The organism is Dolichospermum sp. LEGE 00246 (assembly GCF_015207865.1).
Classification (GTDB): domain Bacteria; phylum Cyanobacteriota; class Cyanobacteriia; order Cyanobacteriales; family Nostocaceae; genus Dolichospermum; species Dolichospermum heterosporum.
The window spans coordinates 1-12,516 of sequence record NZ_JADEWA010000006.1; the positions used below are offsets into that span (position 1 = coordinate 1).

Below are 12,516 nucleotides of genomic sequence, written 5' to 3' on the forward strand. Positions count from 1 at the left end.
GCGCTAAAATGTGAAATGCAACTTCTTAAGCAAATTGGATTTTATGCGGTTTAATTTACCAGAATCAATGAAATCGCTGGGTTACTTTGGAGTATGGGGAATTATGTTTGCTGAATCTGGTTTATTGATTGGCTTTTTTGACGGATAACTTCAACTCACTTGTAATAATTTTTGACAACATAATGTAATGGCTAAACTATCTAACGAATTACAACGCTATTTTTTTGAAGAGGAAAGACCGGAAAAGGTAACTTTAGTAGATATTTTATTATTAGCTCAAGAAAGAATTTTTGGGTTTTTGCTGGTGATTTTGTCTCTACCGTCAGCTTTACCAGTTCCTGCACCTGGGTACTCAACTCCTTTTGGGGTGCTGATTTTTTTGTTGGCTATGCAGTTAATTGCAGGTGCGAAAATCCCTTGGCTACCTGAGAAGATGCTTAATTATCCTCTGCAACTGACTACAGTTCAGGGATTTTTGAAAGCGGGACTGCCTTGGTTACGAAGAATTGAAGCCATTGCTCGTCCGCGTCTATCTTATATTTGCACCACATTACCAGGTAGAATCACTATTGGTAGTGCGATCGCTCTGATGGCTATTTCGATGATGATTCCCATACCGGGAACTAACACTTTACCCGCAATGGGGATTTTTGTTACAGCCTTTGGTTTATCAGAAGATGATGGTGCTATTAGTTTAGGTGGTTTAGTCCTGTGTGTAATGGGAGCAATTTTAACTACCTCAATTCTGTTTGCTTTGATGTGGGGTGGTTCTAGTCTACTTGATGTAATTAAGAGTTGGTTAGGAAGGTAGGGGAAGGTGACGGGTGACAGATAGGTAGGTTAATAACCCGATTACCAATTACCAATTACCAATTACCAAATTAAACCAAAAACTGGTAGCGTCAAACAAGGAAAATATTTTTTGTGGATGTTACAACTTGAAAACACGTTCTAATTATTGGCAACTTTTACCCTATATCCGCACCCAGTGGGAAACTATCGCTAAGGGTTTTATAGGGATTTTAGGATATGTACTGGCAACTTTAACCCTGATTAATGTCGCGGGGAAGTTGGCAGTTCCCTTTGGGGATGGTAATGTATTAGCGATCACTCAATTAGCCGGAATCAGTGCTGCTATCTTTCTTGTGCGCGGCTTTTTTCAGTCTGTGCAAGATTTATACATGGCCAAGGCAGCTTTAAGAATCGCTTTTTATCTCCGTCAACAGGTTTATACTCATTTACAAAAACTCAATCTCAGCTATTTTGAAACAGCTAAAGCTGGGGATTTATCCTATCGTCTCACGGAAGATGTTGATAGGGTTGGAGAAGTTATCAATAAGCTTTTTCATGATTTTACTCCCTGTGCTTTACAGTTAATTGCCATTCCCATTTACATGATTTATTTAAATTGGCAACTTACCTTAGCAACGGTAATTGTTGCCCCAATTATGGGGATTTTAATTGGTTGGTTTGGGGAACGTTTACGGAAATATTCTCTCAAAAGTCAAAGTCGTATCTCTGATTTATCGGCGATTTTAACGGAAGTTTTTAGCGGGATTCGCTTAATTCAGGCTTTTGCTGCGGAAAAATACGAAATAGAGCGATTTAGTTATGAAGCAGAACGCAGTTTTAAAGCCAAATATTCCGTAGAAAGATTAAAAGCTATTCAAATTCCCATTGTGGGATTTTTAGAAGCTGTCAGTGCTTTATCTTTGTTAATGGTAGGAACTTGGCAAATATCTCAACGCAATTTAACAGTCGGTGAATTTTTTAGTTATTTAACAGCAGCAGCTTTGTTAATTGATCCGATTGGTCATACTACTAATAACTATAATGAATTTAAACAAGGTGAGGCATCGGTTGATCGAGTTTTTGAGTTATTAGCAATTCAACCAACGGTATTAGAAAAACCCAATGCTATTACCCTTCCTGCTGTTAATGGTAAAGTTGAATATTGCAATATTACTTTTGCCTATAAATCAGGAGAACCTGTATTAAATAATATTAGTCTATTAGTCATGCCCGGTCAAGCTATTGCCCTTGTTGGTGCTTCTGGTGCTGGGAAAACTACTTTTGTGAACCTATTACCTCGATTCTATGATCCTGAATTTGGGGAAATTTTTATAGATGATGTAAATATTCGAGATGTGACTTTAAATAGTTTAAGAAAACAAATTGGGATTGTTCCCCAAGAAACGATTATGTTTTCGGGAACTATTGCCCAAAATATCGCTTTTGGACAAAATATTTTTGATATTCAAGCAGTGGAATCAGCGGCTAAAATCGCCAATGCTCATCAATTTATTCAGCAATTACCGGAAGGTTATCATACTTGGGTAGGAGAGCGAGGTGTGAATTTATCAGGGGGACAAAGACAGCGAATTGCGATCGCTCGTGCAGTTCTTCTTAACCCGCAAATATTGATACTTGATGAAGCCACATCTGCTTTAGATTCGGAATCAGAAGCTTTGGTACAAGAGGCTTTGGAGAGATTGATGAAAAAACGCACTGTATTAATTATTGCCCATAGATTGTCAACTGTCAGGAAGTGCGATCGCATTTTGGTGTTAGAAAAAGGGCAAATTGTCGAATCAGGAAATCATGAGGAATTGTTAGGATTAGAAGGAAGATATGCGCGGTATTATGCTCAACAGTTTTCCTAACGTACATTCCTTATTGAAAAAATTGAATAGCTTTGTACAAGTTAAGATATCAATTATTTGAGTTAATTTTGATCAAAATGAAAAAACCCATTGCTATTGATTTATTTGCTGGTGCTGGAGGCCTTGCTTTAGGCTTTGAGATAGCAGGTTTTTCCGTTCCTCTCTCTGTTGAAATTGATGCTTGGGCGTGCGATACGCTACGCTACAATCACCCTCAAATGACAGTAATTCAAAATGATATTCGTGAAATCAATACTGCAAGTCTTGTTAAAGAAATCTGTTTTTTCCATCCTGACATTATTATAGGAGGTCCACCCTGCCAAGGTTTTAGTATTGCAGGACCTGCCCAGAAAGATCCCAATGATCCTAGAAATACTTTATTTATTAACTTTGCTCAGTGGATAAGTTTTCTTCAACCTAAAGCATTTGTCATAGAGAATGTCAAAGGTTTACTATCGCGTAAAAATGTTGAAGGGATAAAAGTAATAGATATTATCAAGAAAACCTTTGAAAACATCGGCTATTTTGTAGAAATATGGTTACTTAATTCTGCTGAATATGGTGTACCACAAATTAGAGAACGTGTTTTTATTGTTGGAAATAAAATTGGTAAAAATTTAGGTATTCCTCCAAAAACACATTCTTTAGATTTACTAAATATTAATACCGGACAATTATCACTTGAAGGAATACATCTACCTCCTGCTATTAGTTTATGGGATGCCATATCAGATTTACCGGCACTTAACGCGCGTGAAGGGAAAGAAGAACAACCTTACATATTAGAAGCTCAAAACTCTTATCAGAAGTGGATAAGAAATGATAGTAAAATCCTTTACAACCATGTAGCAATGGAACATTCTAACAGGCTTGTAGAACGTTTTAAACAAATCAAATGGGGTGAATCTAGTTCAGACGTAGCAAAGGAATATGGTGCTAAACGCCGAAGTGGAAATGGTGAATTATCTGATAAAATTTATGATCAGAATAACCGACGATTAAATCCCTATAAACCAGCCCACACTATAGCAGCTTCTTTTTATGCAAATTTTGTTCACCCTTTCCAGCATCGTAATTTAACAGCCCGTGAAGGTGCGCGTGTTCAGTCTTTTCCAGACAATTATCGTTTTTCTGGGAAAAAAACCGTTGTATCTCATAAGTTATTGCAACGGGAAAATAGATTTAATGAGAAGTTTCTTTGCCAGTATAATCAGGTAGGTAACGCAGTCCCACCCCTTCTTGCTAAAGCAATTGCAGTTCATCTTCAACAAAAATTAGAGTTATGCCCACAACTGATAGAAACCCTTTAGTTCACGGTTCAAATCTGGAACAAAAGGAGAAGCATCGTAAAAAATACAGAGATATTGAAAGTAGAAAATATCTTCAAGAAATTAGAATTAAGTATGATAAATGGCACTTAGATAATGTTCAATTAATTGGACCAACATCAATAAAGACTGATAATGATGATGAAATAATTTCTAAGCGAGTAGAACTTTTTACTGCGTATAAAGACTTTTTAGACCAACAACATTATGCAGAGAAGTTTGACTCTCGTTCTAATCTCCATTCTAGTATATTAGAAGAATTTCTTTATTATTTATTTAGAGATTTAGCTAAAGACTTTGGAGAAAATGCACTTATTGGTAAATCACATACTTTTAAAGATATTTTCTTTGTACCTCCAAAATATTCTGAGATGTTGAAACGTCCCTATGCTCGTATTGAAAAAAAAGACCATGACTTTGTAATTGGTGCAACTATTCAAGCATCATTTGAAGCAGTTACTCCACCAGAGGAAAAAGAAGATAGTGGTGAAATACTAACAGTGGTAACAGAAGAACCAGAGAATTATTCAGAAGTTACAGTTACAGGTAATACAGAAACACATATTTTCGATATTCCAGTTATTGCAATTGAATGTAAAACATATCTTGATAAAACTATGCTCGAAAGCTCATCACGATCAGCAGAAGATTTAAAGGCAAGAAATCCCAATAGTTTGTATATTGTATTAATGGAATGGATAAAGTTGACGAGTGATGTTAATCTACGAAAATATAAAATTGACCAAATATATGTACTACGTCAGCAGAAAAATACTGATAGAGAATTTAGGTACGAAGAAAATTATGTAAAAAATCCGCTTAATCCAACTGTAGTTCAACATTTATTTTATAAAGTGCGGAAGCATTTAACAATGGACTGGGTTGGAGGAATTGAACAAGGTATACAGCGCGGTTGGTTAATTGAAGAATAGCTATATGTAAATATATTTATCTTCTGTAGGAGATCCAAAAAATATAATTTAATTGTATTTACCAAATTCACTAACCATGACGAAAAAAATATTAACTGGACTAAGTTCAAAAACTTACGAACACCCATTTGATCGCAAAGCTTTAGCTTCTTTACAAAGTATGCCCGGTATCTCTCCTTTGCTCAAAAAAGTCAACGAATATGGTATTGATCGTTTACTGAGATTACAAAGTATTGCTAGTGAAATCAGAGTCACACCCCGGAATTTTCCCCAATTGTATCAACCATTATTAGAAGCTTGCCAAATTCTTGATGTGACAACTATTCCTGAATTGTATTTGTTTCGAGGGACAGGGCATATTCAAACCTATATTATTGGCGTAGAAAAACCTATTATTGGTATCAATATTGAAGCAATGGAATGGTTGAATTATGATGAATTACTGTTTATTTTTGGATACGAAATTGCTCGAATTAAAAGTCAACATATGATTTATCATCAAATATCAATTGTCATGCCGGCGTTGAAAATGTGGTTAAGCAGTACCACATTAGGATTAGGAGGATTGATAGCTGGTGGTGTAGAATTAGCATTATATAATTGGGTAATGATGGCAAAGTTCACTGCTGACCGGGCTGGTTTATTAGCTTGTCAAGATATTAATATTGCAACTACCGCACTGATGAAACTTGCAGGTTTACCAGAAGAGTATTTAACTCCTAATGTGATCGAAGATTTCCTGATTCAATCCCGCGAGTTTGCATCTAGTAGTGTTGATAATCTAGATCAAGTCACGAAAATATTAAGTTATTCGGAATCTAGTCTTTCTTGGTTAGTAATGCGAACTGGTGAATTATTAAAATGGGTTGATTCAAGAGAATACGATCATGTACTTCAAGGAGAAAATGCCAATACTCCAAAAGAAGAAGAGGAAGGAGACGAAAAAGAAGGATGGAATTTTTTGACTTCTTGGTAATTTAATAGGCGATCGCCTTTAATCCTGATTCAGACAATCGCTTTTTATATCTTACCTAATCTTTCCACAAGGCAATACCACCCAATAAACCTGTGATATTGCGGATCAATTTCACATCTGATTGAAAATCCGTAGGGGTGCAAGGCCTGCACCCTCTCCTCATCGGACTGCTAATAACCACCATATATCTTTTTCCCAACCATAACTAATTGAACACCAGATTGATTTATATTTGCTAATCTAGAAGTGGTGTAAATACAGCAATTTTCGCTCTAATGAAATACAATGGAGGGCGCAAGCCCTGCGCCCCTACGGGTTTGGGGATAAAAAACTGTACCTCATAACATTAGAAAGTGCTGTATTGCTGATGGTAGTGCATTTTTCTATTAAAACTATTATTTGAGCAACAATTATGACGACGTTTCACCCTAACAGCCTGCGTTCTTACAGCCAAGAGGATGTACAGCAAATTCTGCAATTAGCGATCGCTCGTCAAGTAGACGATAACGATCAAGAATTTTCCTATCAGCAAATCCTGGAAATTGCCACAGAGTTACAAATATCACCCGATATCCTCCAACAAGCGGAACGGGATTGGTTAGGTAAACAAAACGAAGTTGAACAGCGTAAAGCTTTTAATCTTTATCGCCAAAGTAAATTTAAAAAACGTCTGGGAAATTACGCAATCATAAATATTTTTTTCATAGGTATGGATTTAATTAGTGGCGGTATTTCTTGGTCACTTTATATCTTACTAGCTTGCGGATTAGCCATATCCTTAGATATTTGGAATACCTTTCAAACCAAAGGTGAAGATTACGAAATCGCCTTTCAAAGATGGAATCGTAACCACCAAATTAAACAAACAATCAATACAGTTTTAAATAAGTGGTTTAAGGTATTTAGTCCTTAAGGCTGATATTAAATGAGTTAGACCACTACTCCAGACAACTTCCATCATCATCTCCGGGAGGTAAATTCACGAGTTCGTTAATTAGCAAGTTACCAGATGAATCAATTTTTCCTTTGAGTTTCTATGCTTCCATGATGTTTTTCATGAGACTCTGTTTTTATATTATCTCGCGTTGAGCAAAATTCAATCTCTAAATTTGGGTTTAAATTATGATAACTACACTCATTGAACGAGAAGCAGAACCAATTTTAATTAGCGACTTAACCTGGAGAGAATTTAAAGCTGTTGAACAGCTAATTGATCGTCCAGGGTTAAGGTTGTCTTTTTTAGATGGAGTCTTGGAGATTCGGAAAATGCCAGGAAAAAAACACGAAACTGTCAAAAAACGTATTGCTTCTTTAGTAGAGATTTATTTGGAATTTTTGGAATTAGATTTTACTCCGACTGGTTCTGTCACCCTAGAAAATGAATTTGAAAAGGTTAAAAAAGAAGGTGATGAATCTTATGAATTAGGACCAAATAGCAAACATCCTGATTTAGTAATTGAGGTAGTTGTTAGTAGTGGAGGAATTAATAAACTGGAAGCATACAAACGGTTACAAATTCCTGAAGTTTGGTTTTGGATGAATGATGAATTATTGTTTTATAGTTTAGGAAATGAGGGATATGAAGCTGTTAGTAAATCGCAACTTTTACCGAGTTTAGATGTAGATTTATTGATGCGTTGTGTTAATATAGAAAATCATGCTCAAGCGCTGCGGGAATTTCGAGCAGGGATAAAAATAACAGGATAGGATAAAAATTGTAGTGATAGGGGAATCTGATTTATTTACAAACACCTCCGATTAACCAGGAAAAATTTTGCCAGAAAGTTGACTTACACTTAATGAGTATGTATCATGGATTAATATGTATATTTCATGGGTGACTATATGAGAAATCGTGTATTGGAAGCAGTAATAAATAGTCTTGATAGTTTAATAAAGGAAGAAGGTTCTCTTTATGAACGCTTACTTGTTGCGTCTAAGAGCATGGAAACTGTTTGCGCTGAGTTAAATGTTCCGAAAATTGGAGAATCTACTCCAGAAGACATAAGAGAACAGGTTAAAAAAGTTGCACAACTTTTAAACAGTTTAGATACAGCGACCGGTAAGGATAAACTTGAAGAGGTAGTTGATGAGATAATATTTTTATATGATCTTTCCAAGAAACAACAAAATTAATTAACTGAAAAATCTAATTTTAAATATCATCGGTAATATTCAAAGCTATTTTTTAGAAGGTAGCTTATTTTTGTTTAGGGTCGCTTATGGATAGCAGTTCACAGATTAATACTGTTAAAAAGTTTGCAGAGGTTATTGGTGATAATGATGACCTCTGGGAAATACTTTTGGGAAGGGAAGTTATCCACATTGTTCGAGGAAAAGGAAGAGTCTCATTTTTATTAAAAGATGATAGCTCACTAAACAGTACGATTCTAGAGATTGGGGTAAGCTACCCTGTTTGGAGTCAGTCTGCCTATAATTATGTTGGTAATTATACTTTTAGGTATGAAAAAAATAGATTTATTAGAGAATTTAATGCTTTAGAACCACCTCTTTCTTTGGAATTACCCCTTTCTTTGGAAAAAAGACTTGCATTAATAGAGCAAATAGAACAAGAAAATAAAAAAAGGTGTGAAGCTGAGAAATTGGAAGCACAAAAACGGGAAGATGAAAGACGAGAGGCTCAAAGATTAGAAATTGAAAGAAGAAATGCTCAAAGACTGGAAGCACAAAAACGGGAAGATGAAAGACGAGAGGCTCAAAGATTAGAAATTGAAAGAAGAAATGCTCAAAGACTGGAAGCACAAAAACGGGAAGATGAAAGACGAGAGGCTCAAAGATTAGAAATTGAAAGAAGGATTGCCAAAAAACTATCTTTACTACAAAACATAAAAGACAAATTTGAAAACAATTTTCTTAATGCTGATAATTTTTACCAACTTCATTGTGCTGAATACGTATCATTGCAAGAGTACCAATCGGAAAAATTTAATTACATACAAGATTGGGTAAAAACGAATTTAAACTCTTCTCCTGATCTTGAACAAGCAGCAGCAATTGGCACTCTTGAAAGTCATATACAAGTAATAGCTAGAGCAGGAAGCGGAAAAACCTCAACTTTAGTCAACCGAGCAATATTTTTACAGAAACATTGTGGTATTGCACCAGGAGAAATGTTACTTTTAGCCTTCAATCGCAAAGCAGCAGAAGAAATACGAGAACGTCTAAAGTTACAATTACAAAATTCTGTTCCCCATGCAATGACTTTCCATGCCTTAGCTTATGCCTTAGTTCATCCCGAAAATATTCTTTTTGATGAACCAGATGGAGAACAGAACCAAAGCCGCGCTTTACAGATTGTAATTGATGATTACTTACGCGACACAATATTTTATGCAAAAATACGCGATTTGATGATGGCAGCATTTCATGAAGACTGGGAGCGCATAATTTCAGGTGGGTATGATAAAACTCCAGAAGAAATCCTTCGTTATCGTCGCTCATTACCAAGAGAAGGAATTGATGGTAACTACTATAAATCTTTTGGTGAAAAACTAATTGCTAACTTTTTATTTGAACATAATATTAAATACAAATATGAGCGTAACTTTTGGTGGAATGGCATAAATTACCGTCCTGATTTTACAATATTGACTGGAGAAAAACAGGGAATAGTTATTGAATATTTTGGACTAGAAGGAGATCCAGATTATGATGATATGTCCCATGAAAAGCGAGAGTATTGGGCAAATCGTCCCAACTGGCAGTTAATAGCATTATCACCAAGACCTCTTAAAGATCAAGGAGCAGAAGTTTTTTGTGAATTACTCAAGGATAAGTTAGAAAATTTAGGTATTCAATGTAACCGACTGAGTGAAGAAACAATTTGGTCAAGGATAAAAGATAGATCAATAGATAGATTTACGACAGTAGTAAAAGGATTTATTCAACGATGCCGTAAACTTTCTTTAACTTCAGAAGAGTTAAGAAAAATTATTTCTAAACACGAATGTGTGAGTAAGATTGAAGAACAATTTTTGAATTTAGCATATAGATTTTATAAATCCTATTTAAGATGTCTTGAGGATAGAGGTGAAGAAGATTTTGATGGACTAATGCAAAAAGCTGTAGAGGTACTTGCATCAGGACAAACTATATTTCGCCGTAGATTAGGAACTGGTGATTTAAAAAGTCTCAGATACATCATGATTGATGAATATCAAGACTTTTCGGAACTATTCTATAATCTAATAGAAGCCATCAGAAAGCAAAATCCTCAAGCACTATTTTTCTGCGTTGGTGATGACTGGCAAGCAATTAATGGTTTCGCTGGTTCTGACCTCCGATTTTATCAGGATTTTCACCAATTCTTCCAGCCATCACATAAATTAAATATAGCTACAAATTACCGTTCAGCTATTTCTATTGTTGATATTGGTAATAAGTTAATGCAAGGTTTGGGTACTCCTGCTCGCGCTGATAAAACCATGCCAGGAATAGTAAATATTGCTGATATGTCTAGCTTTGAAGCAACTCCCACAGAGCAAGAAAATTATCCTGGAGACAATATAACACCTGCTATTTTACGTCTAATTAACAAGACTGTTAAAGAAGGTAAAAAAGTAGTATTACTCAGTCGAAAAAATAGTTTACTTTGGTATGTGAATTATCAAAATCAAAAGAGTAAATATAAAAATAGTACACTTGATAGTTTTTTAGAATTAGTGCATTCATACCTTCCTGAAGAATCAAGAAAATTAGTAACTATATCAACTGCACACAAATATAAAGGTCTTCAAAAAGATGTAGTTATAATACTTGATGCTATTCCTCGTTGTTATCCCTTGATACATCCTGATTTAATGTTTACCCGTGTCTTTGGTGATAGCATTGAGTCTGTAGTAAATGAAGAAAGACGTTTATTTTATGTGGCTTTAACTCGTGCAGTTGAAACTTTATTTATTATCACAGAAAGTAAAAATTCATCACCTTTTCTTGACGAATTAAACAGCAGAACAAAAATTTCTGTATTAAATTGGTCAGATTATCAAACTTTTATTGGTGTGGGGACTATACGGTACATTACTGTTAAAATTGGTAATCAGGATGGTAAAGGTAGCAACGGTACTATTGCAATTAAAGACTTGCTCAAAGCCGAAGGCTATATTTGGAAACCAGAGGTTTGGCCTGCTTGGTGTCGCACCTATCCAGCAGAAGGTTTTTCAGTTCAACAATATTTCAATAACGCAAATTGGATTTCTCAAGCTGTGGGAATTGAAGTGCGGTTTTATGACGACGGGGAAAATAAATCAGAAGTTTATCGTGTAAATCAAGGTCAATACTACTTGGTTAATGAAAATGAGGAGTAAAAGCAATCAATCCTTCCCATTCCCATAAGAAAACCGCCTGTAAGTGCAAAAAATAACAACAAGCGGTTTTCTAAGATATTAATGAAGTTAATTAGCTACTAGAACCAGAAGCCGCTAGTTCTGCTAACCGTTCTTGTTGATCTTGAGATATACAAGATTGAATCACCGTCTCTATATCACCTTCCAAAACAGGGTTAAGGGTAAAATTTTGACCTAAACGGTGGTCAGTCACCCGGCTATCTTTATAATTGTAAGTGCGAATTTTTTCCGAACGAGAACCCGTACCCACCTGCGATCGCCGCATGGAAGTCACAGCATCTTGTTGTTCTCGCAATTTCAACTCATACAACTTAGCCCGGAGAATTTGCATCGCCCGTTCCTTATTCTGCAACTGACTCCGTTCTTCAGTACAGAAAATCCGAATCCCCGTAGGTTTGTGGAACAAATCAGCGGCTGTTTCCACCTTATTCACGTTTTGTCCACCCGCACCACCAGAACGCGCCGTACTCATTTCAATATCTTTCGGGTCAATGTGGATTTCCACTTCATCCACTTCTGGCATAATCGCTATAGTCGCAGTCGAAGTGTGAACCCTTCCTCCCGATTCCGTTGCTGGTACACGCTGAACACGATGTACACCTGATTCAAACTTCAGCTTACTATAAACACTATCACCTTGAATTTCTAGAATTACTTCTTTAAACCCGCCCATTTCCCCCAAGGACTCGCTGACCAGCTTCACCTTCCAACCTTGGACATCAGCATAGCGGGAATACATCCGCAGTAAATCCCCAGCCCAGATACTAGCTTCATCACCACCAGTACCAGCGCGGATTTCCAACATAATGTTTTTATCATCGTTGGGGTCACGGGGTAGCAGCAACACCTTTAAGCGGCTTTCCAAATATCCTAGCTTTTCTTCCAGTTCACTAACTTCCATTGCTGCCATTTGATGCAACTCTAGATCGCTATTGGACTCTTTGAGGATCTGACGCGCCCCTACCAATTCATCCTGGACTGTTTTCCAAGTTTCATAGGTATTAACTACCTCTTCCAAAGAAGAACGAGACTTAGCAATTTTTTGATACTCATCAGGATTACTAGCAGTATCAGGATCGGCTAAACGGCGTGTTAATTCATGAAAAGTTTGTTCAACAGATTTAAGTTTCTCCAGTAAGTATGATTCTGCCATGATGACTATAAATGCTCCTAAAAAATAACAAGTTGGCTCAAGCATTAAATGACAAGCGACCCAGCACTATGCAGGGTCGTCTGTGGCTTCCGCCACAC

At 36.1% G+C, this 12,516-nt stretch carries 10 protein-coding genes; 9 read left to right on the plus strand and 1 reads right to left on the minus strand.

Annotated features, from left to right (window positions below; all coding sequences use genetic code 11):
* The first annotated feature begins 187 nt into the window (after positions 1–187).
* The 9 genes from IQ228_RS00745 (at position 188) to IQ228_RS00785 (ending at position 11,226) form a co-directional block, all read left to right on the plus strand.
* Positions 188–811 carry an exopolysaccharide biosynthesis protein gene (locus IQ228_RS00745; RefSeq protein WP_193961958.1) on the plus strand — a complete coding sequence of 208 codons (624 nt, stop codon included), beginning with the start codon at positions 188–190 and terminating at the stop codon, positions 809–811.
* A 127-nt stretch (positions 812–938) separates the two neighbouring features.
* Positions 939–2,663, plus strand: coding sequence for an ABC transporter ATP-binding protein (locus IQ228_RS00750; RefSeq protein ID WP_193961959.1), 1,725 nt, complete (start codon positions 939–941; stop codon positions 2,661–2,663).
* 77 nt (positions 2,664–2,740) lie between these two features.
* The gene (locus tag IQ228_RS00755) at positions 2,741–3,973 is read left to right on the plus strand and encodes a DNA cytosine methyltransferase (RefSeq protein WP_228043619.1); all 1,233 of its coding nucleotides are present in this window, start codon (positions 2,741–2,743) and stop codon (positions 3,971–3,973) included.
* On the plus strand, positions 3,946–4,923 hold the full coding sequence (locus tag IQ228_RS00760) for a Bpu10I family restriction endonuclease (protein ID WP_190382046.1): 978 nt from the start codon (positions 3,946–3,948) through the stop codon (positions 4,921–4,923). The genes IQ228_RS00755 and IQ228_RS00760 overlap by 28 nt, the downstream gene beginning before the upstream one ends.
* 76 nt (positions 4,924–4,999) lie before the next feature.
* The gene (locus tag IQ228_RS00765) at positions 5,000–5,899 is read left to right on the plus strand and encodes a M48 family metallopeptidase (RefSeq protein ID WP_193961960.1); all 900 of its coding nucleotides are present in this window, start codon (positions 5,000–5,002) and stop codon (positions 5,897–5,899) included.
* Positions 5,900–6,311: 412 nt separating this feature from the next.
* On the plus strand, positions 6,312–6,812 hold the full coding sequence (locus IQ228_RS00770) for a 2TM domain-containing protein (protein WP_168634931.1): 501 nt from the start codon (positions 6,312–6,314) through the stop codon (positions 6,810–6,812).
* 209 nt (positions 6,813–7,021) lie between these two features.
* Complete coding sequence (locus tag IQ228_RS00775; RefSeq protein ID WP_193961961.1) at positions 7,022–7,606, plus strand: Uma2 family endonuclease; 585 nt, start codon at positions 7,022–7,024, stop codon at positions 7,604–7,606.
* Between the two features lie 138 nt (positions 7,607–7,744).
* On the plus strand, positions 7,745–8,035 hold the full coding sequence (locus tag IQ228_RS00780; RefSeq protein WP_193961962.1) for a hypothetical protein: 291 nt from the start codon (positions 7,745–7,747) through the stop codon (positions 8,033–8,035).
* 86 nt (positions 8,036–8,121) lie between these two features.
* Positions 8,122–11,226: a UvrD-helicase domain-containing protein gene (locus tag IQ228_RS00785; RefSeq protein WP_193961963.1), complete on the plus strand. Its 3,105-nt coding sequence runs from the start codon at positions 8,122–8,124 to the stop codon at positions 11,224–11,226.
* A gap of 91 nt (positions 11,227–11,317) precedes the next feature.
* Here IQ228_RS00785 and prfA read toward each other — a convergent pair whose 3' ends face one another.
* Positions 11,318–12,418 carry a peptide chain release factor 1 gene (prfA, locus tag IQ228_RS00790; RefSeq protein WP_039201072.1) on the minus strand — a complete coding sequence of 367 codons (1,101 nt, stop codon included), beginning with the start codon at positions 12,416–12,418 and terminating at the stop codon, positions 11,318–11,320.
* Positions 12,419–12,516: the final 98 nt, after the last annotated feature.